This is a genomic window from Brevundimonas sp. (assembly GCF_965278935.1).
Classification (GTDB): Bacteria; Pseudomonadota; Alphaproteobacteria; order Caulobacterales; family Caulobacteraceae; genus Brevundimonas.
The window spans coordinates 213,100-236,054 of sequence record NZ_OZ257124.1 but is presented as its reverse complement, the minus strand read 5'-3'; the positions used below and the strand labels follow the sequence as shown (position 1 = coordinate 236,054).

25 protein-coding genes are annotated in these 22,955 nt (G+C 69.3%); 14 read left to right on the top strand and 11 right to left on the bottom strand.

Going from position 1 to position 22,955, the window contains the following annotated elements; genetic code table 11:
• Positions 1–34: 34 nt before the first annotated feature.
• Both ACQY68_RS01145 and ACQY68_RS01140 read left to right on the top strand, forming a co-directional pair.
• Positions 35–1,033, top strand: a complete 999-nt coding sequence (locus ACQY68_RS01145; protein ID WP_428151182.1) for an NAD(P)H-dependent glycerol-3-phosphate dehydrogenase — start codon at positions 35–37, stop codon at positions 1,031–1,033.
• The gene (locus ACQY68_RS01140) at positions 1,030–1,434 is read left to right on the top strand and encodes a Rieske (2Fe-2S) protein (RefSeq protein WP_428151181.1); all 405 of its coding nucleotides are present in this window, start codon (positions 1,030–1,032) and stop codon (positions 1,432–1,434) included. Before ACQY68_RS01145 ends, ACQY68_RS01140 begins: the two co-directional genes overlap by 4 nt.
• A gap of 37 nt (positions 1,435–1,471) precedes the next feature.
• Here ACQY68_RS01140 and ACQY68_RS01135 read toward each other — a convergent pair whose 3' ends face one another.
• The 6 genes from ACQY68_RS01135 to ACQY68_RS01110 all read right to left on the bottom strand — a co-directional run bounded on the left by ACQY68_RS01135 (position 1,472) and on the right by ACQY68_RS01110 (position 6,380).
• Positions 1,472–1,624 carry a hypothetical protein gene (locus ACQY68_RS01135; protein WP_428151180.1) on the bottom strand — a complete coding sequence of 51 codons (153 nt, stop codon included), beginning with the start codon at positions 1,622–1,624 and terminating at the stop codon, positions 1,472–1,474.
• A gap of 56 nt (positions 1,625–1,680) precedes the next feature.
• Positions 1,681–2,184, bottom strand: a complete 504-nt coding sequence (locus tag ACQY68_RS01130; RefSeq protein WP_428151179.1) for a phasin family protein — start codon at positions 2,182–2,184, stop codon at positions 1,681–1,683.
• Between the two features lie 23 nt (positions 2,185–2,207).
• On the bottom strand, positions 2,208–2,960 hold the full coding sequence (locus ACQY68_RS01125; RefSeq protein WP_428151178.1) for a creatininase family protein: 753 nt from the start codon (positions 2,958–2,960) through the stop codon (positions 2,208–2,210).
• 122 nt (positions 2,961–3,082) lie between these two features.
• Positions 3,083–3,679, bottom strand: coding sequence for a TetR/AcrR family transcriptional regulator (locus ACQY68_RS01120; RefSeq protein ID WP_428151177.1), 597 nt, complete (start codon positions 3,677–3,679; stop codon positions 3,083–3,085).
• Positions 3,679–5,271, bottom strand: coding sequence for a DHA2 family efflux MFS transporter permease subunit (locus ACQY68_RS01115; RefSeq protein WP_428151176.1), 1,593 nt, complete (start codon positions 5,269–5,271; stop codon positions 3,679–3,681). Before ACQY68_RS01115 ends, ACQY68_RS01120 begins: the two co-directional genes overlap by 1 nt.
• Entirely contained in the window at positions 5,268–6,380 is a 1,113-nt protein-coding gene (locus tag ACQY68_RS01110; protein ID WP_428151175.1) for an HlyD family secretion protein, read from the bottom strand. The genes ACQY68_RS01115 and ACQY68_RS01110 overlap by 4 nt, the downstream gene beginning before the upstream one ends.
• Before the next feature lie 97 nt (positions 6,381–6,477).
• Between ACQY68_RS01110 and ACQY68_RS01105 the strand changes: the two genes are divergently transcribed.
• Entirely contained in the window at positions 6,478–7,797 is a 1,320-nt protein-coding gene (locus tag ACQY68_RS01105) for a flavin monoamine oxidase family protein (RefSeq protein ID WP_428151174.1), read from the top strand.
• Between the two features lie 67 nt (positions 7,798–7,864).
• Positions 7,865–8,539, top strand: coding sequence for an endonuclease III (gene nth, locus ACQY68_RS01100; protein WP_428152705.1), 675 nt, complete (start codon positions 7,865–7,867; stop codon positions 8,537–8,539).
• On the opposite strand, the gene ACQY68_RS01095 is transcribed toward nth, so the two are convergent.
• On the bottom strand, positions 8,536–9,414 hold the full coding sequence (locus ACQY68_RS01095) for an ATP-grasp domain-containing protein (protein WP_428151173.1): 879 nt from the start codon (positions 9,412–9,414) through the stop codon (positions 8,536–8,538). The two genes, nth and ACQY68_RS01095, sit on opposite strands and share 4 nt — an antisense overlap.
• 118 nt (positions 9,415–9,532) lie before the next feature.
• Between ACQY68_RS01095 and ACQY68_RS01090 the strand changes: the two genes are divergently transcribed.
• Complete coding sequence (locus ACQY68_RS01090; RefSeq protein ID WP_428151171.1) at positions 9,533–10,543, top strand: adenosine kinase; 1,011 nt, start codon at positions 9,533–9,535, stop codon at positions 10,541–10,543.
• Here the strand turns inward: ACQY68_RS01090 and ACQY68_RS01085 are convergent.
• The 4 genes from ACQY68_RS01085 to ACQY68_RS01070 form a co-directional block, all read right to left on the bottom strand.
• Positions 10,540–11,031, bottom strand: a complete 492-nt coding sequence (locus ACQY68_RS01085; RefSeq protein WP_428151170.1) for a hypothetical protein — start codon at positions 11,029–11,031, stop codon at positions 10,540–10,542. The genes ACQY68_RS01090 and ACQY68_RS01085 overlap by 4 nt on opposite strands.
• A gap of 20 nt (positions 11,032–11,051) precedes the next feature.
• A complete protein-coding gene (locus ACQY68_RS01080; protein ID WP_428151169.1) occupies positions 11,052–11,636 on the bottom strand; it encodes a Smr/MutS family protein in 585 nt (194 codons plus the stop codon).
• A 4-nt stretch (positions 11,637–11,640) separates the two neighbouring features.
• A complete protein-coding gene (locus ACQY68_RS01075; RefSeq protein WP_303696232.1) occupies positions 11,641–11,880 on the bottom strand; it encodes a helix-turn-helix domain-containing protein in 240 nt (79 codons plus the stop codon).
• Positions 11,881–11,991: 111 nt separating this feature from the next.
• Positions 11,992–12,600 carry a DUF2975 domain-containing protein gene (locus tag ACQY68_RS01070; RefSeq protein ID WP_428151168.1) on the bottom strand — a complete coding sequence of 203 codons (609 nt, stop codon included), beginning with the start codon at positions 12,598–12,600 and terminating at the stop codon, positions 11,992–11,994.
• A gap of 598 nt (positions 12,601–13,198) precedes the next feature.
• Between ACQY68_RS01070 and rdgB the strand changes: the two genes are divergently transcribed.
• From rdgB to ACQY68_RS01025, 9 genes are all read left to right on the top strand, one after another.
• Positions 13,199–13,801: an RdgB/HAM1 family non-canonical purine NTP pyrophosphatase gene (gene rdgB / locus ACQY68_RS01065; RefSeq protein WP_428151167.1), complete on the top strand. Its 603-nt coding sequence runs from the start codon at positions 13,199–13,201 to the stop codon at positions 13,799–13,801.
• Entirely contained in the window at positions 13,794–14,933 is a 1,140-nt protein-coding gene (hemW, locus tag ACQY68_RS01060) for a radical SAM family heme chaperone HemW (RefSeq protein WP_428151166.1), read from the top strand. The genes rdgB and hemW overlap by 8 nt, the downstream gene beginning before the upstream one ends.
• Positions 14,934–14,970: 37 nt before the next feature.
• Entirely contained in the window at positions 14,971–15,846 is an 876-nt protein-coding gene (gene rsmI / locus ACQY68_RS01055; RefSeq protein WP_428151165.1) for a 16S rRNA (cytidine(1402)-2'-O)-methyltransferase, read from the top strand.
• Positions 15,843–16,247 carry a YraN family protein gene (locus tag ACQY68_RS01050; protein WP_428151164.1) on the top strand — a complete coding sequence of 135 codons (405 nt, stop codon included), beginning with the start codon at positions 15,843–15,845 and terminating at the stop codon, positions 16,245–16,247. Before rsmI ends, ACQY68_RS01050 begins: the two co-directional genes overlap by 4 nt.
• A gap of 41 nt (positions 16,248–16,288) precedes the next feature.
• Positions 16,289–17,104 (top strand): SirB1 family protein, encoded by an 816-nt coding sequence (locus ACQY68_RS01045; protein ID WP_428151163.1) that lies wholly within the window; start codon positions 16,289–16,291, stop codon positions 17,102–17,104.
• Positions 17,105–17,266: 162 nt separating this feature from the next.
• The gene (gshB, locus tag ACQY68_RS01040) at positions 17,267–18,217 is read left to right on the top strand and encodes a glutathione synthase (RefSeq protein ID WP_428151162.1); all 951 of its coding nucleotides are present in this window, start codon (positions 17,267–17,269) and stop codon (positions 18,215–18,217) included.
• 59 nt (positions 18,218–18,276) lie between these two features.
• On the top strand, positions 18,277–19,854 hold the full coding sequence (locus tag ACQY68_RS01035) for a YifB family Mg chelatase-like AAA ATPase (protein ID WP_428151161.1): 1,578 nt from the start codon (positions 18,277–18,279) through the stop codon (positions 19,852–19,854).
• Between the two features lie 59 nt (positions 19,855–19,913).
• Positions 19,914–21,473, top strand: a complete 1,560-nt coding sequence (locus ACQY68_RS01030) for a response regulator (protein WP_428151160.1) — start codon at positions 19,914–19,916, stop codon at positions 21,471–21,473.
• A 40-nt stretch (positions 21,474–21,513) separates the two neighbouring features.
• Complete coding sequence (locus ACQY68_RS01025) at positions 21,514–22,896, top strand: AmpG family muropeptide MFS transporter (RefSeq protein ID WP_428151159.1); 1,383 nt, start codon at positions 21,514–21,516, stop codon at positions 22,894–22,896.
• The last annotated feature ends 59 nt before the right edge of the window (positions 22,897–22,955 follow it).

Sequence of the window (22,955 nt, the reverse complement as noted above, 5' to 3'; positions counted from 1 at the left end):
GCGGGGCGTTAGGCGAGAAAAGAGTAGGGAACGCATGGCCTATCGCACCGCGGGAGTCATCGGCGCAGGAGCCTGGGGCACGGCTTTGGCCCTGGTCTGCGCCCGCGCCGGGCTGGATGTCATCCTGCAGGCGCGCGAACCCGAGGTGGTCGAGAGCGTCACGAACCGCCGCATCAACGAGGCCTTCCTGCCGGGTGTGGTGCTGGACGACCGCATATCGGTGACGGCGGAGCTGTCGGGTCTGTCGGACTGCGATCTGGTTCTGGCCGTACCGCCGGCCCAGTTCATGCGCTCGACCTTGGCGGCCTATGCCCCGCACCACCGCGACGGCGCGCCCATCGTGCTCTGCTCCAAGGGGATCGAGCGCGGCTCGCTGAAGCTGATGACCGAGGTGCTGGCCGAGACCATCCCGGATGCGCCCGCCGCCGTTCTGTCGGGGCCGAGCTTCGCCGCCGACGTGTCGAAGGGCTTGCCGACCGCGGTGACCCTGGCCTGCGCCGACGTCGCCCTGGCCGAGGCCTTGATGGAGACCCTGTCCGGTCCGGCCTTCCGACCCTATCTGGCGACCGACCTGATCGGGGCCGAAGTCGGCGGGGCGATCAAGAACGTGCTGGCCATCGCCTGCGGCCTTTCCGAGGGACGTCGGTTGGGCAAGTCGGCCCATGCGGCCCTGATCACACGCGGCTTCGCCGAGATGACGCGGCTGGGCGTGGCCCTGGGCGGTGAGCCTGAGACGGTGGCGGGGCTCTGCGGGCTCGGCGACCTCGTCCTGACCTGTTCCAGTCCGCAGTCGCGGAACATGAGCCTGGGGCTGGCGCTCGGCGAAGGTCAGACCATCGAACAGGCTCTGGCCGGAAAGCGATCCGTGGCCGAGGGTTACGAAAGCGCGCCCGCCGTGCGCGAACTGGCGCGCAAGATGGGCGTGGAGATGCCGATCTGCGAGGCCACGGCGGCGCTTCTGGCCGGCGAGACCACGGTCGATGCGATGATCGAGGGGCTGCTGTCGCGTCCGCTCAAGGCCGAGCGGGAATGAACGGCTATCAGGAACCGATCCAGGCCCCACGCGATCGGGAGCGGGTCTGGAAGACGCCGGCGAACGTGACCCTGTGCGCGCTCGAGGAAATCGCGGAGCCGGGCTCGCGCGGCTTCGTGCTTCAGATCGGCGAGGCCTTCTTTCACGGCTTCGTGGTGCGGCATTCGGGAGAGGTCCGGGGCTATATCGACCGCTGTCCGCACGTCGGGTTTCCTCTGGCGATCGAACTGGACAAGTATCTGTTGCCCGACGGATCGCTGATCCTGTGCGGTTGGCATTGCGCGGTGTTCGAGCCGTTGACCGGGGCCTGCGTCGGCGGACCGGCGGCGGGGGGCCGGCTGACGCCCTGGCCGGTCAAGGTCGAGGGCGGACTGATCCGGACCGCCGAGCCTCTTTCCTGAGCCATGAGGCGTCGGCTACCGCCGCCAGCAAGGGCGATCAACCCTGTTCGTCGCCGCCGAAGGCCTCGTCGACCTCATCTTCCGTGATCCGTTTGGACGGATCGCCGGGCTGGTTGAGGTTCTGTTCCTCGGTCCCGTCGCCCAGCATGCCGGGGTGTTTGTCATTCTCTTGGGTCTTGGGGTCGGCCATGCTCATGGCTCCTGTTGCTGACCTTGGATCAACGTGCCCCGAAACCCGGCCGTTCCCTATTTCCTGAGCCGTTTCGCATTGGCGACGGCGACCGAATGGATCGGCTTCAAAGCGTCGGCCTGGGCCTTCAGCAGTTCGGTGTTGAGTGTCAGCATCTGCCCCGCCGCACGACCCCACCAGGCGACCGCGTAGGTGTAGTGGGCGGTGGCCGCGGCCTGGGGCGAAGCGGCCGAGGCGATGGCCGAGGCGGCGCGTTGGGCGTGGCCGACCTCGTCCATCGCGGATTTCGACACCCGGGCGGCGAGGTCGCCCAGATTGCCGGCGACGGCGGCGGCCGAGGCGCTCATGGCCTCGACCTTTTCCGTGCTCATCAGATGCATCTCGGCCATGTCGGCCTTCATCGGATTGGCCAGACCCTCGGCCATGATGTTCAGCCGGGCGGCGATGACGTCCGACGCCGCCCGCATCATCTCGCCGCCGCTCGCCGCCGTGATGGCGGCGGACGTTGCGTTGCGCTGCAGGCGTTTGCCGTCGCGGATGGCCTTGTCGAGCAATGTCATGGATCGGGCTTGGGCCGCTTTCGTCAGCCGGGCAAGACTTCATCGGCGAAGGCGGCCACGTCGCGGATCAGGGCCGGCACGGCGGCGTCGATGATCCGCTGACCCTTCTCGGGAGACGCCTGCGCCGGATCGGAGCCGATACGGCCGTCAGGGAAGCGGGCACGGTAGTCGAGGGCGTCGCGGATCGGCCCGCTGGGAGCGATCTTCGGTGCGTAGTCGGCCGTCTTGATCCGATCCGGGTAGGCGGCCTGGGTCACCGCGATCTCGGACGGGGTGGCGTGCATGCCGTGGCCGGTCGGGAAGATCTGGTTGCACAGGCTGTTGATGCCCGGGAGGTCCCACCAGTTGCGCAGCTTGAGGACGAAAGGCGCGCTTTCCTCGACGAACGACCATTCGGCATAGAGCTCCGAGAAGGTCGCCTCGATGGTGGCGACATTGCCGCCGTGGCCGTTGAGGAAATATATTCGCTCGAAGCCGTGACGGCTCAGCGACGAGACCCAGTCCGTGATCGCGGCCATGAAGGTCGAGGGGCGCAGCGAGATCGTGCCCGGGAAGGCCAGGTGGTGCTGGGCCATGCCGATGTTGAAGGTCGGGGCGATGACCAGGCTGTCGTCGGTCTTCTCCGCCGCATGGGCGATGATCTCCGGGCACATCCAGTCGGTGCCCAGAAGGCCTGTCGGGCCGTGCTGTTCGTTCGAGCCGATGGGTACGATGACGGTCTTCGTCGTCTTCAGGCGCGCATCGATCTCGGGCCAGGCGGAACAGGCGATCAGCATGGGGAAGGCTCCAGAACTCGGTCTGTCCCCTCATACCTCACTTGTCCCGAGGGTCGATGGGTCGGCGAGCCTGATCCACAAGCGTGGCGGCGGGACAAGCCCGGTGAGGACGAAGGGATGGCCTAAGCCGCGAATGCCTTCAGAAACCGCTGCGCCGCCTCGCGCGCGCGGCGCGGGATTTCGGCGACCGGCGGGCCGGCGACTCCCATGAACAGCCTCAGGTGTCCGTAGCCCACGGCCAGACCCGTGAACATCTCGGCGGCGAGGTCCGGGTCGGGTACGCGCAGTACTCCCGCGCGATCCTGATCGGCCAGCCACAGCGCGAGGCGGCGCAGGCTTTCGCCGGGTCCGGCATGATAGACGGCCTCGGCCAGATCCGGGGCCTGCGGGGCCATCAGGGCGACGCCGCGCAGGGAATCGCCCGCCGACGTACCGAAGACCTTCTCCAGCATCGCCGCAGCCAGGGCCGTCAGCACGGTCTCCGGATCGGCCCCGGACCGCAACGGCGCCGTGATCAGGTCCGAACGCCGCTCCGCCAGGGCCCTGCCTATGTCCACCTTGGACGCATAGCGGTTGTAGAGCGTCTGTTTCGACACCCCGGCCCGACGGGCGATCTCCTCCATCGAGGTGGAGACGCCTTTCTCTGCGAACAGGGCGGTGGCGGCTTCGAGGATGGCCTCCGACTTCCGCGCGTCGATCTGACCTGCGACGCGTGGCATCAGTGCGCGTCCGTGACGGCGACGGACCCCGGTTTCACCGGCTGAGCGAACAGGGTGACGACGGCGGCGAAGGCGCAGCCGAGTGCCAGCATGGCGAAGGCGTCGCCGAACGCCAGGGTCGTCGCCTGACGGTTCAGCAGGCCGTAGACCGCCTTCAGCGCCGCCCCGTCGGGATCGATAGAGCCGCCGAACTGCGTCGCCATGCCGGTCAGCATGTCCTGCATCCGGGTGTCGGAGACCGGGATGGCGCTGGTCAGCTCGCCCATATGTTTGGCGGTGTTGGTCGTCAGGGAGGTGTTGAGGAAGGCCAGTCCGAAGGCGCCGCCGACGTTCCGGAACAGGTTCACCAGACCGGACGCGTTCTTCACCCGCTCGACCGGCATGGTGGACATCGTCACCTGCTGCGCCGCCAGCATGGCCAGCATGATGCCCGAGCCCCGCAGGGCCTGGATGCCTGCGAACTCCCAGAAGCCCCATTCGGTGGTCACCGCATGGGCGTCCCACATGCCCCAGGACGCCATGACGAAGCCGCCGAACATCATGATCCGGAGGTCGAGGATCCGCACCAGACGCCCTGCGATGGGCGCCGTCAGGAACATGGCCAGGCCCGACACCACAAGGGTCGTGCCGACCTCGGCCGGCGAATAGTCCCGCACTCGCGACAGGAACAGTGGCAACAGGAAACTGCCCCCGAACAGGGCCGCCCCGACGATGAAGGTCATGGTGATCCCGACGAGGAAGTTCCGGTTGTTGAACGCCCTCAGCTCCACCACCGGATTCCAGTAGGCCAGCGAGCGCCAGATGAAGGCCGGGCCTGTGATGGCCGCCACCGTCGCCAGCAGCAGGATCATGTCGTCGGCGAACCAGTCGTTCTTGGACCCTTCCTCCAGCACGAACTGCAGGCTCATCAGGAAGGTGGCCATCAGGCCCAGACCCCACCAGTCGAAGCCCTTGGACAGGCCGGGATCGCCCTTGTCGAAGTTGGCGTAGCGCCAGACGAGGAAGAAGGACAGCAGGCCGAACGGGACGTTGATGAAGAACAGCCAGTGCCAGCTCAGCGCCTCGGTCAGATGCCCGCCCAGCGTCGGGCCGATGGTGGGGGCCAGGGTCACGATCAGGCCGATGAAGACCGAGGCGGTGACCCGTTTCGAGGCCGGGAAGGCGGTGAAGGCCACGGCGAAGACGGTCGGGATCATGGCCCCGCCGACGAAGCCCTGGATGGCCCGGAAGAAGATCATCACCTCGACCGAGGTCGACAGACCCACGGCCACGCTCATGATGACGAAGCCGCCGCAACTCATCAGGAACACCTTCTGGGTGCCCCACAGCCGCGACAGATATCCCGACAGCGGGATCATCACGACCTCGGGGATCAGATAGGCGGTCTGGATCCAGCTGATCTGATCGGCCGAGGCCCCGACGCCGGACTGGATCTGGGGCAGGGACGAGGCGACGATCTGGATGTCCAGAATGGCCATGAACTGGCCGATCACCATCCCGGCGAAGCCGAGGATCAGGAAGGTCCAGTTGACCTTAGGTTCGGCGTCGGCCGGGATTTTTGCCGGCGCGCCGTCTATGACGGCCGCGGTCATTGCGCGCTCGCGGTTCCGGCGTCGGCGAGGCGGGTCGGCCCCGTGGCGGCCTCGGCGAAGGTGGCCCCGCCCTCGCTCTTCAAATCGACCTTGATCTCGACCGACAGGCCGGGCCTCAGGGCCGCGCCGCCGTCGGCGCGGTTGACCAGGATGCGCACCGGCACCCGCTGGGTGATCTTGGTGAAGTTGCCCGTCGCATTCTCGACCGGGATCAGGGCGAACTCGGAGCCGGTGGCCGGGGCGAAGCTGTCGATCCGGCCCGTCAGGTCCACACCGGGGAAGGCGTCGGCCTCGATATGGACGGTCTGGCCCAGACGCAGCCGACCCAGCTGGGTCTCCTTGAAGTTGGCCACGATATAGGTATCGCCCAGCGGCACCAGCGACAGCAGCTGTCCGCCGGGACGGACATACTGACCGGCGCGGACGCCGCGCGCGCCGACGACGCCGGCGGCGGGTGCGCGGATCACCGTGCGGTCCAGATGGATGCGCGCCTGTTCGACGGCCGAACGGGCCTGGTCGACGGCCGCGAGGCTCTGCTGGCGGGTCGAGCCGAGGACACCGGCCGTGCGCTGTTCGGCGACCAGGGCGGCCTGGGCTTGCGCGACCGAGGCAGCGGCGGTCTGGGCCCCGGCCCGTTCGGTCTCGATGCGCTGCTGGGAGACCCAGCCCTGTCGCTGCAGGGTGGTGTAGCGATTGACCTGGGACTGGGCGAGGTCGGCCTGGGCGCGAGCCTGGGCCACCCCGGCGGCGCGCGAGGCGATCATCGCCTGCTCCTGGGCCGCGCGGGCATCCACATTGTCCACGGCCGCCAGCAGGGCGGCGAGATTGGCCTCGGCCGCGGCCAGTTCGGCTTTCGCGTCGGAATCGTCGAGACGGACCAGGATCTGGCCGGCCTGGACCCTCTGGTTGTCGGTCACCAGCACCTCGGCCACGTAGCCGTCGATCTGGGGACTGACGAGGGTGACGTCGGCCTGGACGAAGGCGTTGTCGGTGGTCTCCCACCGCTGCTTGTTCTGCCACCAGACCGCCCCGCCGATGATCAGGCCGATGGCGACGACGCCTCCGACGATCAGCGGAAGGCGTTTCTTCAAAGCGGGAGCGAGGGCCATGCGTACGGGTCTCTGGGATCGGCGTCGGGGAGGACGGCTGTAAAATGGACCCAATCGTCCAGAAATCAATCCCCTTGCGACGCGGCGTGAACACGTCATGTTTCGCGCTGTTTACCAGACCCCTTTGAGCGACCCGATTTCCCTCCCCTCCTCCATCGATGTTGCCGTGATCGGCGCGGGCTCCGCAGGGCTTTCGGCCGCGCGTCGGCTGGCGCGCGCCGGGGTCGCGGTCGTCGTGCTGGAGGCGCGCGACCGGATCGGCGGGCGGGCCCACACGGTCGATCACGAGGGGATGCCGGTCGATCTCGGCTGCGGCTGGCTGCATTCGGCCGATGCGAATGTGCTGTCTGCGATCGGGCGCGAGGCGGGCTTCGCTATCGACGAGACCCCGCCGCCGTGGCGTCAGCAGGCCTTCAACCTCGGCGTCACGCCACAGGAACAGGCCGCGTTCGGCGAAGCCTGGGCCGCCTTCGACGAACGGGTGGCCGAGGCGGCCAGGGCCGGCGACGACCGCCCGGCCGCCGACCTGTTCACGCCGGGCGAGCGCTGGAACGCGCGGATGGACGCCATCTCGGGCGCCCTGAACGGGGCCAGGTTCGCCGAGGTCTCGACCCTCGACTACGACGCCTATGAGGACACGGGCGTCAACTGGCGGGTGGTCGAGGGCTACGGCACCCTGATCGCCTCGCTGGGCGAAGACGTGCCCGTGGTGCTGAACTGCCCGGTCGAGCGGATCGACCGGTCGGGCGCCCGGCTGACGATCGAGACGGCGCGCGGCGTGATCGAGGCCCGGTCCGTGATCCTGACCCTGCCGACCTCGGTGCTGGCGTCGGAGGCGGTGCGGTTCGATCCGCCCCTGCCGGACCTGATCGAGGCGGCCGCCGGCGCGCCCTTGGGTCTGGCGTCCAAGCTGCATATGGCGGTCGCGGGCTGGGAGGAGTTTCCGAAGGACAGCCAGCTGTGGGGCCGCACCGACACGGCCCAGACCGGCGGCTATCACCTGCGTCCGTTCGGGCGGCCGATCATCGAGGGCTATTTCGGCGGCGACCTGGCCTGGGGGCTGGAGGCGGAGGGCGAGGCCGCCTTCTTCGACTTCGCCTGTTCGGAACTGGCCCATCTGCTGGGGTCGAGTTTCCCGAAGCGTCTGCGGGTTCTGTCGACCTCGATGTGGGGCGCCGAGCCCTGGTCGATGGGCGCCTATTCCCACGTCCTGCCGGGGCTCGGCGACCGCGAGACCGGAGCCCGGGCGCGTCTGGCTCAGCCGATCGAGGACCGGATCTTCATCGCCGGCGAGGCGACCTCGACCGGCTTCTACGGCACCTGCCACGGCGCCTGGATGGAGGGCGAGCGCGCGGCGGTCGAGGCGATCGCGGCGCTGGGGATCGATCCGCGCCTGTCCGATCCCGAGGCGGGCTGAGTTGGCCAAACGCCCCAAGGTCACCGGCAAGCCTCCAGCCCCCGGCGGTCGCAAGCCTGGCAGCGTCATGACGGGCGCGCCGATCCCGATCTTCGCCTTCCCGCCCGACGAGGATCGCGTCGAGGACATCTTCACCCGCCTGGCCCGTGTCATGCCCGAGCCGAAGACCGAGCTGAATTTCACCGACCCCTTCACCCTGGTCGTCGCCGTCGCCCTGTCGGCCCAGGCGACCGACGTCTCGGTCAACAAGGCGACGGACAGACTCTTCGCCGTCGCCGACACGCCGGCCAAGATGCTGGCGCTGGGGGAGGAGGGGCTGGTCCCCTTCATCGCCTCGATCGGCCTCTATCGCGGCAAGGCGAAGAACGTCATCGCCCTGAGCCGGATCGTGCTGGAACGGCACGGCGGCGTGGTGCCTCTGAACCGCACGGACCTGCAGGCCTTGCCCGGGGTGGGGCGAAAGACGGCCAGCGTGGTGCTGAACGAACTCGGTATCGAGCCGGCCATCGCGGTGGACACCCACGTCTTCCGCGTCTCGCACCGGCTGGGTCTCGCCAACGCCGCGACGCCCGACAAGGTCGAGGACCAGCTGCACCGGATCGTGCCCGAGGCCTTCCTGCACAAGGCCCACCACTGGCTGATCCTGCACGGTCGCTACACCTGCACGGCGCGAAAGCCGAACTGCGGCGGGTGCGTCATCAACGACCTGTGTCCGGCGCGCGGGCTGATGGGGGCGGTCTAGACCTCCGACGACAGTCGCGCCCGAACCGCCTCGGCGAACAGGCGCCCGCCGTCGGGGGCCTGGGACAGATAGAAGTCGGGCTCGACCAGTTCGGCCTCCATCAGCAGCCATCCGTCCGCCGCCTCGACCATGTCGATGCGGGCGTAGAGCAGGGGCTCCTCGATCGCCGCCAGCACCCGTTCGGCCAGGGCGACCGCGCCCGCGGGCGGCTCGGGGACATGGGTGTAGCCGCCGCCGTACTGGACCTGGACTCGGAAATCCCCGGCCGTGGCCCGCTTCATGACCGCATGGCTGAACCGTCCGCCGAAGAAGAGGAGGGACAGTTCGCCGTTCGCCACCAGCTCCGGCAGGAAGGGCTGGATCATGGCCGCGCCGTCGGGGGCGTCGGTCAGGGGCTCGCCGCGCGAGAGTTTCACGGTCTTCCAGGCGCCGCCCGAGACGGTTGGCTTGACCACGAGGGTGTCCGTCCCGAACCGGTCGAAGGCCGCATCGACCTCGTCCTGGGTGACCTGATCGCTCCAGGCCGTCGGCGGGATCGGGATCCCGGCCGCTTCCAGCCGGCGCAGGTAGGCCTTGTCCGAATTCCAGCCGAGCACGGGGGCCGGGTTGGCGATCTTCACGCCCGCCTCGCCCCACAGTTTCGTCGCCGCCAGCCAGTCGGAGTGGCGCTCGTAATAGCCCCAGGTCAGGACGCCCAGCACCAGCGGATAGTCGGCGAGTCCCGAGGCATCCCTGACGTGGTCGGTCCAGGCGGTCGGGACCGTGGTCACGTCGACCATGGCCAGGGCTTTCGACAACCGCTCGAGCACGACGGGCCAGTGGCTCTTGTAGGCCGGGTCGTCGGCGGCGGGCGTCAGGATTGCGATCTGGGTCATGAGGTCCTCTGCCTGGCGTTCGAAGCGCCCGATCATATAAGGATGTCCTTATATGTTTTTCCGAGCGCGGGTAAAGCGGGGCTGGCGCCCGGCGGTCGCGCCCGCTATGGGGCGGCTCATGACCCAGACCACCGCCACCTATGATGTCTGCGCCGTCGGCAACGCCATCGTCGACGTCCTGAGCCCCTGCGACGAGGCCTTCCTGACCGCCCAGTCCCTGACGCCCGGCTCGATGCAGCTGGTCGACGAGACCCAGAGCGCGGCCCTCTACGACGCCATGGCGGCGGGCGTGGAGGCCTCGGGCGGCTCGGCCGGCAACACGGTCGCGGGCGTCGGTTCGTTCGGCGGTCGTGCGGCCTATGTCGGCAAGGTCGCGCCGGACACCCTGGGCGGCGTCTTCAGCCACGACATCCGCGCCTCGGGCGTCCACTTCGACACCCCGGTTCTGGAGGGCGGCGCCGGCACCGGCCGCTGCCTGATCAACGTCACCCCGGACGGCCAGCGCACCATGTGCACCTTCCTGGGCGCGGCGAACCAGCTGGGGGTCGAGGACATCGATGCCGACCTGATCGGGTCCAGCGCCATCGTCTATCTGGAAGGCTATCTGTTCGACCCGGCCCCTGCCCGCGCCGCCTTCGAGGCCGCGGCCGCCGCCGCCCACAAGGCGGGCCGCAAGGTCGCCATCACCCTGTCGGACACCTTCGTCGTCGCACGCTGGCGCGCTGAGCTGCTGGCCTTCATCGAGGCCTCGGCCGACATCGTCCTGGCCAACGAGGGCGAACTGGCCGCCCTGTTCGAGACCGAAGACTTCGACGCCGCCGCCGCGCAGCTGGCCTCGATGGTCGAGATCGCCGCCGTCACGCGCGGCGCCGAGGGTTCGGTCATCCTCTCGGGCGACGAGCGGGTGGCCGTGGCCGCCTACCCCGTCGACAAGGTCATCGACACCACTGGTGCGGGCGACCAGTACGCCGCCGGCTTCCTGCTGGGCGTCGCGCGCGGCCTGACGCTGGAACAGTCCGGCAAGCTGGGGTCGCTGGCGGCCTCGGAAGTCATCGCCCACTGGGGTCCGCGTCCGATGGTGAAGCTGGCCGACCTGGCCGCCGGGAACGGCCTGGCGCTGACGGCCTAGGCTTCGGGCGTCGCGGGCTCGTAGCCCTTGGTCCACGCGCGCAGGGCCTCGGGATCAACGAGCTCGTCGATCGGCACGGTGGCGTCCACCGACAGGCCGGACGGCAGGACGCGGGCGAAGATCACGAACCAGTCGCCCTCGCGCGCCGACAGGGCGTCGAGGAAGGGGATCGGGCCGCAGCTGGTAAAGGTGGTGTGGCGGATGCCGACCGGCTCGACCGGCAGGTCGCCCTTCAGCGCCAACGAGGGAACGAGCGTCGTGCTGTTCCCCTCGACCGATGAGTTGGTCAGCGGCACGCGATCAAAGCCCGAGGTCTGCGACAGGAAGACGGCGTCGGAGCGCGCCCAGAGCGTGGCCTGATGATTTCTGACGCGTTCCGCCATGGCCTCGTCCGTGGTCGGCGGAGCCATGACGCAGGCCAGGGTCGGGGTCGAAACGAACGCCAGAGCGGCGGCCAGAACCCAAGCGTGGCGGTGATTTGCGGTCATGGGCGTCCTCCTGACCCGGCCTAGCGCTTCAATGTGACGTAAATCGCGCCGTCGCCGCCGTGGCGCCGGTGGGCCATGGCGAAGCCGGAGACGACGCCGCGCAGGGCGTGCCCCTGAAGCCATTCGTGGATCGAGGCGCGGATGATGCCGCCGCCGCGACGCCCCTGACCGGTGACGACCAGAACCGCGCGCAGGCCCCGCGCCTGGGACTGCGACAGGAAGGCGCGCAGTTGATCCTCGGCCTCGAACCGGCCGAAGCCGTGCAGGTCGATGGAGGCCTCGATCGGATCGCGTTCGCGCGACAGGCGGCGCTGGCGGCGGGGCTCCAGCTCCTCGGGGACGGATCGAGGCGGGGTGGGCGCCGCCTTCGGGGCGGCCGGGGTGACGGACGCGGCGTTGCGGATCTTCGTCGAGGTCCTGTGCTTGCCGAGGACCGGAGGCCGGGGCGCCTTGATCGTCTCGGGTTTCAGCGGTTCGTCGGGCAGGATCGCGCCGGGCGTCACGCGGGCGGCCTTCCGCGTCTTCGGCGGGGTTACGGTGCCGGAGACCCGGGCCCAGATGCGGCGGTCCTCGGTCGTCAGGTCGGGAGGCGGTCGCCGCGCCACGACGTCAGGCGTCTTCGCCGTCGGCGTCCGGCTCGGGCGGGCCGGGCTCAAAGACCAGCAGGTCGCCCGGCTGGCAGTCCAGTTCGCGGCACAGGGCGTAGAGGGTCGAGAACCGCACGGCCCGCGCCTTGCCGGTCTTGAGGATCGACAGATTGGCCAGGGTCACGCCCACGCGATCGGCCAGCTCGGTCAGCGACATGCGTCGCTCCACGAGGATTTTGTCGAGCTGAACCCGGATGGCCATTCTAGTGGTCTTTCGGGGCGCGACGGCTCGCCCCCCGGTCCGATCTTCGATCGGCCGGAGGACCGGCTAAACGGTCGCTCGCTGCTTTAGCGCAGGGGCGTGCTCGGGCGATCATATGGTCAGCTCGGATTCTCGACGCAGACGGGCGCCTTCCTTGAACACCTCGGCCAGAACGAAGACCACCAGCACCGAGAAGACCGGGGTCAATAGCTCGCCGACGCCTTGGGAATCCATCACCCCGGGCGCGAGGCGGGCGGCGACCAGTCCCTGGACCAGCCAGACGCCGCCGGTGACGATGGCCAGGATCAGTCCGATCTGGCGCAGACGGCGCACGTTCTCGGGCCGGAACGGATCGCCGATGGTCAGGGTGCGGAAGATCATCCGCAGATTTCGCAGGATCAGCAGGAAACCGCCGAAATAGGCGCTCAGGGCCCCTACGCCGAAGAGCAGAAGGGGACGGGTCAGCGGCTGCTGGCGGCCGCCGGTGTCGTTGGAGACGGTGATGTTCAGATTGGCCAGCGGAATGAAGATCGAGGCCAGGAAGACCAGGAGCAGGACCGCGGTGATGATCATCAGCAGCACATAGGCCACATCCAGCGCGATCTTCAGCAGGCTGGAAACGGAGCCGGGTCCCAGAGTCCTCAGGAGGGGGGTCTTGAACGGCGCGCGGATGCCTCTTGGCATCTTCGGCAGGCGCAGCTCAGGCCGGGTGAGGGACATCGACAGCTCGGGAAAGAATCTGGACCGGAAGTCTGGACCGCGAGGACCGCGTGGGGTTCGGGAAAACCCCTACGCGGTCTTATACATCGCGATCTTCTTCAACGGCGAAGCCTTCTTTTGTGTTGCTACCGCTCGGCTCGCGGAGCCTCGCTGCTTGAGCAACGAAAGGTGGGTCTCTTCTCTTGACGGTCGCTCGAGCCGTGAGCGACCGCGTCCCTCATCTTCCGGCCCGATCGAAGATCGGGCCTGAGGGCGAACCTTGGCGAAACCGTCTTAGAAAGCTTGCACCAGGATGGCGACCAGGGCGGTCGGCAGGGCGGCGAGCAGGGCGGCGTTGATCAGCAGCGCGCCGACCTTGTCCATCATCAGCGAGGCGTTCATCGTGTTCATCGTTCTGTCCTTCGATCCTGAGGCAGGTCATTAATGCCCGCTTCTGTGTGCCACGGGGTTCGGATTTGCCCATCTGGGTGTTTCCGGGGAACGTTGTGGCCGCCGTTCTTGAGATCATAGATAGGACGTGCGGGTCGGCTAGTCACGTTACATATCGTTTAACGATATTAAACTTAGGCAATGAAATGTTTCACGGGCGTGATCACGGATGAAGTTAAAGCTTATCAAGGGGATGCGGCTCGTAGCCGCGACTCACAACGCCGGAAAGGCGCGCGAAATCCATGCGCTTCTGGACGGACATTACACTGTGGTCACCGCAGGGGAGTTGAATCTGCCCGAGCCGGCCGAAACCGAGACGACTTTCGTCGGCAATGCCATGCTGAAGGCGCGCCACGCGGCCCAGTTTTCGGGCGAAGTCAGCCTCGCTGACGATTCCGGCCTGTCGGTCGCGGCGCTCGACGGGGCGCCCGGCATCTTCTCCGCACGCTGGGGCGGGCCGGAGCGGGACTTCGTCTCGGCCATGAGCAAGATCGAGACGCGGCTGGAGGAGCTGGGGGCGACCGATCGCTCGGCCTGGTTCACCTCGGCCCTGGCCGTGGCCTGGCCCGACGGTCCCTGCGTGGTGGTCGAGGGGCGGGTCGACGGGGTGGTGACCTTCCCGCCGCGCGGCGACCGGGGCTTCGGCTACGACCCCATCTTCGTCCCCGAAGGCTACGACCAGACCTTCGGCGAGATGGATCCGGTGGTGAAGGAAGGCATGAGTCACCGCACCCGCGCCTTCGCCAGGGTGAAGGCGGCCCTGATTGACTGACACGGGCGACGCCATCGCCGTCTACGTCCACTGGCCCTACTGCGCCCGCATCTGCCCCTATTGCGACTTCAACGTCGTACGCGATCGGGGCTGGCGCGAGGAACAGGCCGTGCTGGTCGAGGCCATTCTGTGCGATCTGGAGGCCCAGGCGGCACTGGTCGGCCGGCGTCCGCTGGCCTCGATCTTCTTCGGCGGCGGCACCCCGTCCCTGATGCGGGCCGAGGACGTGGGGAGGGTCATCGCCCGGGCGAGAGCCCTGTTTCCCGGCGGCGATGTCGAGATCACGCTCGAGGCCAACCCCACCGACGCCGAGGCCGCCCATTTTGCGGCGCTGAGGGAAGCCGGGGTCAACCGCCTTTCGCTGGGGGTCCAGTCGCTCGACGACGCCCAGCTGACATTCCTCGGACGCAACCATTCGGCCGACGAGGCGCGACGCGCCATCGCCGTGGCGGCCGGCGTCTTCGACCGGTTGTCGATCGACCTGATCTACGCCCTGCCGGGTCAGACCGTCGCCGGCTGGACCACGGCCATGGCCGAGGCGCTGGCCATGGGGTTCGAGCACGTCTCTCCCTATCAACTGACCATTGCCGAGGGCACCGCCTTTGCCCGCGCGGCCGAGCGCGGCGGCCTGATCCCGCCCGACGAGGACACCGCCGCCGATCTCTACGAAGCGACGCAATCGGTGCTCGGGGCCGCCGGGTTCGAGGCCTACGAGGTCTCCAACCACGCGCGCGGCGTTTCCGCCCGCTCCGCCCACAACCTGCATGTCTGGCGCGGCGGAGACTATGTCGGCATCGGCCCCGGCGCCCACGGCCGCCTGACGCTGGATGGCGTTCGCACCGCCACCGTCGCCCACCGCCGCATCGGCGACTATGTCGAGGGGGTCGCCGCAGGAACGCCCTGGTCGGAACAGGAACGGCTCGATCCCCGCGCCGCCGCCGAGGAACGGTTGCTGCTGGGCCTTCGAACCGTCGAGGGCGTGGCCCTGACCGATCTGGCGGCGCTGGACCTGACCGCCCTCGTGGAGGGACTGGTCGAGGACGGCTTGCTCGCGGTCGCCGAAGAACGGGTCGTGGCCACGGCCACCGGGCGGCCCGTGCTGGACGCAGTGCTGAAGGCTCTGCTGACCTGAGCTTCGCGCGAGCCCCGGTCTGTGGCACGGAGGGATAATGAGTGACCCCGGCCCCTTTCCCCCGACCGCGCCGCCGCCCCGGCACGTGTCGCCGGGGCTCTATCTGGTCGCCACCCCGATCGGGAATCTGCGCGACATGACCTTGCGCGCGCTCGACGTCCTCGCCGCCGCCGACCTGGTCCTGGCCGAGGACACGCGCGTCACCGCCAAGCTCCTCTCGGCCTACGGGCTGAAGGCGAAACTGGAGCGCTGCGACGACCACGCCTCGGCCCGCGCCGCCGAGATCGCCATCGAACGGGTCCGCGAGGGTCAGGTCGTGGCGCTCGTCTCCGACGCCGGGACGCCGGTGATCTCGGACCCCGGGTTCGTGGTCGCGCGCGCCTTCATCGCCGCCGATCTGCCCGTCCATCCCATACCCGGCGCGTCGAGCCTTCTGGCCGCCCTGTGCATCGCGGGCCAGCCGTCCGACCGGTTTCTGTTCGCGGGCTTCCTCCCGCCGAAGTCCGGCGCGCGGAAGACGGCGCTGGCCGAGGTCAAGGCGGCGCGCCAGACCCTGGTCTTCTTCGAGAGCGGGCCGCGTCTGGCCGCCAGCCTCGCCGACATGGCCGAGGTGCTGGGACCTCGCCCCGCCGCCGTCACCCGCGAACTGACCAAGCTCTATGAGGAGGCGATCCGGGGCACGCTCGCCGAACTGGCCGTCGACCCCCGCTGCGACAGCCCCAAGGGCGAGATCGTCATTGTCATCGGCCCCGGGGAGGTCGAGACCGCCAGCGCCGCCGACGTCGACGCGGCCCTGACGGAAGCGCTGGCCCGGCTGCCGACCGGCGAGGCGGCCTCCGAGGTCGCCGCGACGTTCGATCTGCCGCGCAAGGCCCTCTACCGCCGCGCACTGGAGCTTCAGGGCAAGGGATGAAGCCGCCGAAAGTCCGCGTCGCGCTTCCGGTCAGGCCCAAGGCGGCCTGGCGTCAGGCGCTGGGCGGGCGGGCGTTTCGCGAGGGGCACGGCGCCGAATGGGTCGCCGCCGCCTTCCTGATGCTGAAAGGCTATCAGGTGCTCGGCTTCCGGTTGAAGACGCGCGGCGTCGAGATCGACATCCTCGCGCGACAGGGCAGGACGGTCGTCGTCGTCGAGGTCAAACATCGCGCCACGATCGAGGCGGCGCTGAATGCCGTTGATAATCAACAACTGGAACGGCTGCGGGCGGCGGGCGCCGCACTGTTGCGCCAAAGACCCAGCTTGGCCGGTCTTGTGTTGCGAATCGACACCGTAGCGCTGGCCCCCGGGCGAATTCCGCGCCATCGTCGCAATCTCTAGTTTTCACCGGGGGGTGAAAACGGGTCGTCGGGGGACGGGCTTTGACGCGCGAAGAGGCGGAAGTCGCACTGGAAGAAGCCGGTCGGGCCGACGACGACGCCTTTCCGTTGCTCGACGCCGCCATCGCCTGCGCCTTGCACGACTACCCGTTCCGCGATCCTTCGCCCGCCCGCCTCCTGTCTGACGCCGCCGCCGAACGGCTGGCCGAGCGGATCGGCGGCGAAAGCCCCGACGACGCCTTGGCCGAGACCATGGCCGCCGACCTGCGGCTGAACGGCGACCTGCTGCATTATGACGACCCGGCCAATACCGACGTGCTCGATGTCGCGGACCGCCGGCGCGGTCTGTCGGCGGCCCTGGCCGTCTTCTATCTCGACGCCGCCCGCCGCGCGGGGGTGAAGGCCCAGGGCGTCGACTTCCCCAACCACTTCCTGCTGCGGGTCGAGACGCCCGCCGGGCCCGTCGCGCTGGATCCGTTCAGCCAGGGTCGCGTCGTCATGCCGTCCGAGCTGACGCGCCGGGCCCTGCGCGCCGGGCTGACGCCACACGTCGCCGATCGGCTCGACGTCCTGATGGCCCCGGTCAGCGACCGCGAATGCCTGATCCGCCTGCAGAACGTCCTGTTCAGCCGCGCCATCAAGGCCGAGGACTATGTCTGCGCCGAACGCTCGGCCGTGCGCCGCGCCCTGCTGGACCCCGAGGATCACCGGCCGTGGCTCGACGTCGCCGCCGCGCGCGAGAAACAGGGCGCACTGACCGGCGCGCTCGAGGCCCTGCGCCGCGCCCGCGCCGTCGCCGGCCAGGACGACCAGATGCACCAGATCGCCGCCGACCGGCTGAGGATGCGGCTGAACTAGGGCTTGGTGAGTAGGGCTTGGTCAGGCAGCAGCCCTAAGCCCTAAGCCCTAAGCCCTAAGCCCTAAGCCCTAAGCCCTAAGCCCTAAGCCCTAAGCCCCGACCTTGCGCCCACGCGAAGCGTTGCCCATTACCCAAGGCATCTCCCGCGCAAGGTCACGCCGATGCTCAAAGTCGCCATCCAGATGGACCCCATCGAGGCGGTCAACATCGCTTCGGACACGACCTTCTTCCTGGCCATGGAGGCGCAGCAGCGCGGCCATCCGCTGTGGGTCTACGACTTCCGCACCCTGGCGCTGGAGGACGGCGCCCTGACCTGTCGCGCCCGCCCGGTGGTGATCCGCCAGGTGCACGGCGACCACGTCACCATCGGCGACGAGGTCAAACTCGATCTCGGCAAGGACGTCGACGTCATCCTGATGCGTCAGGATCCGCCGTTCGACATGGCCTATGTGACGGCCACCTATCTGCTGGAGACGGTCCATCCGCGCACCCTGGTCGTCAACGATCCGGCCGAGGTCCGCTCCGCGCCCGAGAAACTGTTCGCCACCCGGTTCGAGGGCGTCCAGCCGCCGACCCTGATCAGTTCGGACCCGGTCGCCCTCGTCGATTTCCATGAGCGGCACGGCGACGTGGTGCTCAAGCCCCTGCACGGCGCGGCCGGTTCGGGCGTCGTTCGCCTGAAGGCAGGCGATCCGAACCTCGAGGCCCTGATCGAGATCCACATGGCCGGGTCGCGCGATCCGCTCGTGATCCAGAAATTCATCCCGGCCGTGTCGAAAGGCGACAAGCGGATCATCCTGATCGACGGCGAGCCGGTCGGCGCCATCAACCGCGTCCCGGCCGAGGGTCAGGTGCGGTCGAACCTGCGCGTCGGCGGTACGGCCGCGCCCGTCGAACTGACCTCGCGCGATCTGGAAATCTGCGCCATCATCGGCCCGGAACTGAAGGCGCGCGGCCTGCTGTTCGTCGGCATCGACGTGATCGGCGATTATCTGACGGAGATCAACGTCACCTCCCCGACCGGCGCGGTGCAGCTGAAGGAGTTCACCGGCATCGACGCAGCCGCCATCCTCTGGGACGTCATCGAGGCGAAACACGTTCCGAGCGCATAACCGCGCTCTTGCAATCTGGATAAGTTCATGGTTCGTTCCCCCAAGGCGGGAGGCGGATCATGCTGGCAAGCATCGCGACGGTGGCGTTCGAGGGGGTCGACGCGCGGCGCGTCACCGTCGAGGTGCAGCTGGTCGGCCGGGACGGCGAGACCATCTTCTCCATCGTCGGCCTGCCGGACAAGGCCGTGGCCGAAAGTCGCGAGCGGGTGCGCGGGGCCTTCGCGGGGATAGGGCTGGCCCTGCCCGCCAGGCGGATCATCGCCAACCTGGCGCCCGCCGACCTGCCCAAGGAGGGCAGCCATTTCGACCTGCCCATCGCCCTGGCCCTGCTGGCGTCGCTGGGGGTGATCCAGCCGGACGCGCTGGAGGGCTGGGCCGCGCTGGGGGAACTGGGACTGGACGGGCGGATCCAGCCGGTCGGCGGCACATTGCCCGCCGCCGTCGCCGCCGCCTCGATGGGGCTGGGCCTCATCTGTCCCGAGGCCAATGGACCGGAGGCGGCCTGGGCGGGCGACGTCCGTATCCTCGCGCCGCGATCGCTGATCGGCCTGATCAACCATTTCAAGGGGACGACGATCCTGCGCGCGCCGGAACCGGGGCCGGTCCGGTCGGGCGCCGTCGTGCCCGACCTGCGCGAGGTCAAGGGTCAGGAGAGCGCCAAGCGCGCGCTGGAGGTGGCCGCCGCCGGGGGACACAACATCCTGTTCGTCGGGCCGCCGGGCTCGGGCAAGTCGATGATGGCCCAGCGCCTGCCCGGACTGTTGCCGCCGCTGACGCCGCAGGAACTGCTCGAGACCTCCATGGTCTGGTCGATGGCCGGCCTGATCGAGCGCGGCGCCCTGACCCGCGACCGGCCGTTCCGCAGCCCCCACCACTCCGCCTCCATGGCCGCCCTGACCGGCGGGGGGCATCGCGCCAGGCCGGGGGAGGCGTCCCTGGCCCACAACGGGGTCCTGTTCCTCGACGAACTGCCCGAATACTCGGCCCAGGCGCTCGACAGTCTGCGGGCCCCGCTGGAGACGGGCGAGATCGTGGTGGCACGCGCCAACGCCCACGTTCGCTATCCGGCCAGGTTCCAGCTGGTCGCGGCGATGAACCCCTGCCGCTGCGGCATCGGCGGGGCGGGGAAGGGCGCGTGCGGCAAGGCCCCGCGCTGCCAGCGCGACTATCAGAACCGCATTTCCGGCCCGATGTTCGACCGCATCGACCTGACGGTGGAGACCCCGCCCGTCACCGCCGCCGACATGGCCCTGCCCAGTCCTGCCGAGGGCACCGCCGAGGCGGCCGCCCGCGTCGCCGTCGCCCGCGCCATGCAGGAGGAACGGGTCCGGGAGGCGGGGCTCGATCCGCTACAGGCCCTCAACGCTCGCTCGTCCGGCGAGGTGCTCGAACGGTTCGCGACCCCGGACGAGGCCGGTCGCGCCCTGCTAATGCGGGCCGGGGAGGCGGGCGGCCTGACCGCGCGCGGCTGGACCCGGACGCTGCGTCTGGCCCGCACCATCGCCGATCTGGAGGGTGCGACGGGCGTCCTGCGCCGTCACATCGCCGAGGCCCTGATCTATCGCCGCACGACCGTCGGCGCCCAGGAACAGTTCGAACGCCGGCAGGACACGCGGGCCAGCCTGCCTGCGTGGTGAAAGGTTAACACCTGTTCCGGCAGACTGGTCCTCGATCTTGGGCCAGGGCGACGGCGGGCATGACGCGACGGACGAAGACGACGGCGGACAGCGAGACCGGACAGGCCGCCCGCGCGGGCGGCGCCGATCCGTTCCTGCGTCTGATGAGCCACGAGATGCGCACGCCCCTGAACGGCGTCATCGGCATGCTGGGCCTCCTGACCCGAACCCGCCTCGACGGCGCCCAGCGCGCCTATGCCGAGGCCGCGCGCGAGTCCGCCGAACACCTGCTCGGCCTCGTCAACGACCTCCTCGACTATGCCCGGCTCGAGGCCGGCAAGCTGGAGATCGATCCGGCGCCGGTCGAGCTCGAGGGTCTGGTGCGCGGCGTGGCCGAACTGCTGAGCCCCCGTGCTCACGACAAGGGGCTGGAGATCGTCTGGTCGGTCTCGCCCGATGCGCCCGACGTGCTCGCCGACGAGGGTCGCCTGCGTCAGGTCCTGTTCAATCTCGCCGGCAATGCGGTGAAGTTCACGGAAGCGGGCGGGGTCCGCATCGCCGTCGACCGCGTCGGTGGTCCCGACGACCGGCCCGAGCTGGCCTTCGTCATCGACGACACCGGCCCCGGCGTTCCGGTCGAGGCGCGCGCCCGCATCTTTGAGGAGTTCGGCCACGTCGACGCCTCCGACGCCACCCGCTACGGCGGCGCGGGGCTGGGCCTCGCCGTGGTCCAGAAACTGGCGGCGGCCATGAACGGGACCGTCCGGGTCGAGGATCGCCCGGGCCCGAAAGGGGCGCGCGGCTCCCGCTTCGTCTTTCAGGCCGCCTTCGACGCCACGCCCGACGCCGCGCCGCGCGCCCGCCCCCTGACCGATCGGGCCTTCGCCGTGCGCAGCCCCGATCCCTTCGTCCGTGAGGCCGCCGAGGCCCAGATCATCGCGTCCGGCGGCTCCTTGTGGCCCGTCGGCGGTCTGGCCTGCGTCACCCTCGTCGATCACGCCGGGGCCGTCGCCGCCGGTCTGCCGCTGGCTCCCCTGCCCGAGGGCGGGCGCAGCATCGTCCTGCTGAAGCCGTCCGAGCGTGACCTGATCGCCCGCTACAGATCAGCCGGCTTCCACGGTTATCTGATCAAGCCGCTTCGCCGCGCCTCCCTCGTCGACCGCGTTCTGGCCGCCGCCACCGCAGGCGAGGCGCAAGGGTCTCCGCGCGGCCTGCCGCCCGAGGACGACCGGGTCCTGCCCGTCCGCTTCGCCGGAACCCGAATCCTGCTGGTCGAGGACAATCCCGTCGGCGCCCTGCTGGCCCGGACCCTGCTGCGGCGCGAGGGGTGCGTGGTCGAGACCGCCGCGACTGGCGACGAGGCTGTCGCCGCCCTGAAACGCGCCCGCTACGACCTCGTCTTCATGGACATGCGGATGCCGGGCATGGACGGCCCCGCCGCGACGCGGATCATCCGCGCCGGCGGCGACCGCACCCCCATCGTCGCCCTGACCGCCAACGCCTTCGCCGAGGACCGTCAGGCCTGCCTCGAGGCGGGCATGGACGACCATCTGGTCAAGCCGCTGGAGATCGAGGCCCTGCGCGCCGCCCTCGCCCGCTGGACGGCCGGAGAGTTCCGCGCCAAGGTCGCCTTCGCATAGGGGCGTCCGGGGGGACGTCCGCGAGGAGACGCCGATCCTTATGACGCACGACACACCGCCCACCGCCCCGCCCAGTCCCGCCCCGGAAAAAGCCGCGGGCGCGATGGATGTGCTGAAGGCCCTGGGCCGCGGACGGGTTCTCATCGCCCTGGTGATCGGTTTCGGCTCGGGCCTGCCCTTCCTCCTGACCGGCGCGACCCTGAGCCTCTGGCTGCGCGAGGGCGGAGCCGAACTGGCCGCGATCGGCTTCATCTCCTGGGTCGGGCTGGCCTATTCCTTCAAGTTCCTCTGGGCGCCGGTGATCGACCGGTTCGACGTGCCGTTCCTCGGCCGCTTCGGACGGCGGCGCGGCTGGATGCTGCTGTCCCAGATCGTCGTCGGCCTGTCCCTGATCGCCATGGCCGTCGTTGGCCCAGAGGGCGGACTGACGGCGCTCGGCGTCGCGGCCCTGGTGACCGCCTTCGCCTCCGCCACCCAGGATATCGTGGTCGACGCCTGGCGCATCGAAAGCGCCGACGGCGACGAGGATCAGGCCCTTCTGACCTCGGCCTTCCAGCTCGGCTACCGGTTCGCCATCCTGGCGGGCAACGCCCTGATCCTGTTTTTCGCCGCCTGGCTGGGGTGGAACGGCGCCTATGCCGTCTGGGGCGCGGCGATGAGCCTGGCGATCGTCGCCACCCTCTTCGCCAAGGAGCCGGTAGACCGTCGCACCCTGGCCGAGGTGACCGGCCAGGTCTCGCTGCTGAGCCCGCGCGGCCTGTTCGACGCCATCGTCGGCCCGTTCCTGACCTTCCTCAAAACGCACGGCGCGGCGGCATTTCTGATGCTGGCGGCGATCAGCCTCTACCGGCTTCCCGACTTCGTCATGGGGCCGATGGTCGGGCCCTTCTATACCGACCTGGGGCTCGACAAGCCGACCATCGGCGCGATGCGACTGAGCGTCGGCCTGATCGCGGCCTTCCTCGGCATCGCTGCGGGCGGTCTGTTCGCCGTTCGGTTCGGCTTCGGCAAGACGCTGCTGGTCGGAGCCCTGATCGGACCCCTGTCCAACCTCGGCTACACGACGATGGCCGTCGTCGGCCTGTCGACACCGGTGTTCGGCAGCGTTCTGTTCGTCGAGAATTTCTCGGAGGGCTTCGCCGGCGCAGCGCTTGTCGCCTACATGGCGAGCCTGACCAGCATCGGTTACACGGCCACCCAGTATGCCCTGCTGAGTTCCTTCTATGCCTTGCTGGGCAAGTTCCTGAAGGGGTTCTCCGGCGTGGTCGTCGAGAGCCTCGAGCCGGGTCGGTCGCTGATGGAGGCCTACGCCCTGTTCTTCGCCGGCACGGCGGCGGTCGGAATCCCGGCGGTCTTCCTGTGCTGGCTGTTGCTCAAACGTCAGGAGCGGATCGCGCGGCGGGATACGCCCGCCCCGGCCTGATATTCGCGCCGTTCCGTCGGTAATGCCGTGCATCCCCGCCTTCGCGGGGATGCGAAGGC

Bases quoted from the DNA above. Each gene is read 5' to 3' on its own strand.
- ACQY68_RS01145 (WP_428151182.1), top strand. From the start codon at position 35: ATGGCCTATCGCACCGCGGGAGTCATCGGCGCAGGAGCCTGGGGCACG.
- ACQY68_RS01140 (WP_428151181.1), top strand. From the start codon at position 1,030: ATGAACGGCTATCAGGAACCGATCCAGGCCCCACGCGATCGGGAGCGG.
- ACQY68_RS01135 (WP_428151180.1), bottom strand. From the start codon at position 1,624: ATGGCCGACCCCAAGACCCAAGAGAATGACAAACACCCCGGCATGCTG.
- ACQY68_RS01130 (WP_428151179.1), bottom strand. From the start codon at position 2,184: ATGACATTGCTCGACAAGGCCATCCGCGACGGCAAACGCCTGCAGCGC.
- ACQY68_RS01125 (WP_428151178.1), bottom strand. From the start codon at position 2,960: ATGCTGATCGCCTGTTCCGCCTGGCCCGAGATCGATGCGCGCCTGAAG.
- ACQY68_RS01120 (WP_428151177.1), bottom strand. From the start codon at position 3,679: ATGCCACGCGTCGCAGGTCAGATCGACGCGCGGAAGTCGGAGGCCATC.
- ACQY68_RS01115 (WP_428151176.1), bottom strand. From the start codon at position 5,271: ATGACCGCGGCCGTCATAGACGGCGCGCCGGCAAAAATCCCGGCCGAC.
- ACQY68_RS01110 (WP_428151175.1), bottom strand. From the start codon at position 6,380: ATGGCCCTCGCTCCCGCTTTGAAGAAACGCCTTCCGCTGATCGTCGGA.
- ACQY68_RS01105 (WP_428151174.1), top strand. From the start codon at position 6,478: ATGTTTCGCGCTGTTTACCAGACCCCTTTGAGCGACCCGATTTCCCTC.
- nth (WP_428152705.1), top strand. From the start codon at position 7,865: ATGACGGGCGCGCCGATCCCGATCTTCGCCTTCCCGCCCGACGAGGAT.
- ACQY68_RS01095 (WP_428151173.1), bottom strand. From the start codon at position 9,414: ATGACCCAGATCGCAATCCTGACGCCCGCCGCCGACGACCCGGCCTAC.
- ACQY68_RS01090 (WP_428151171.1), top strand. From the start codon at position 9,533: ATGACCCAGACCACCGCCACCTATGATGTCTGCGCCGTCGGCAACGCC.
- ACQY68_RS01085 (WP_428151170.1), bottom strand. From the start codon at position 11,031: ATGACCGCAAATCACCGCCACGCTTGGGTTCTGGCCGCCGCTCTGGCG.
- ACQY68_RS01075 (WP_303696232.1), bottom strand. From the start codon at position 11,880: ATGGCCATCCGGGTTCAGCTCGACAAAATCCTCGTGGAGCGACGCATG.
- ACQY68_RS01070 (WP_428151168.1), bottom strand. From the start codon at position 12,600: ATGTCCCTCACCCGGCCTGAGCTGCGCCTGCCGAAGATGCCAAGAGGC.
- rdgB (WP_428151167.1), top strand. From the start codon at position 13,199: ATGAAGTTAAAGCTTATCAAGGGGATGCGGCTCGTAGCCGCGACTCAC.
- rsmI (WP_428151165.1), top strand. From the start codon at position 14,971: ATGAGTGACCCCGGCCCCTTTCCCCCGACCGCGCCGCCGCCCCGGCAC.
- ACQY68_RS01050 (WP_428151164.1), top strand. From the start codon at position 15,843: ATGAAGCCGCCGAAAGTCCGCGTCGCGCTTCCGGTCAGGCCCAAGGCG.
- gshB (WP_428151162.1), top strand. From the start codon at position 17,267: ATGCTCAAAGTCGCCATCCAGATGGACCCCATCGAGGCGGTCAACATC.
- ACQY68_RS01035 (WP_428151161.1), top strand. From the start codon at position 18,277: ATGCTGGCAAGCATCGCGACGGTGGCGTTCGAGGGGGTCGACGCGCGG.
- ACQY68_RS01030 (WP_428151160.1), top strand. From the start codon at position 19,914: ATGACGCGACGGACGAAGACGACGGCGGACAGCGAGACCGGACAGGCC.
- ACQY68_RS01025 (WP_428151159.1), top strand. From the start codon at position 21,514: ATGACGCACGACACACCGCCCACCGCCCCGCCCAGTCCCGCCCCGGAA.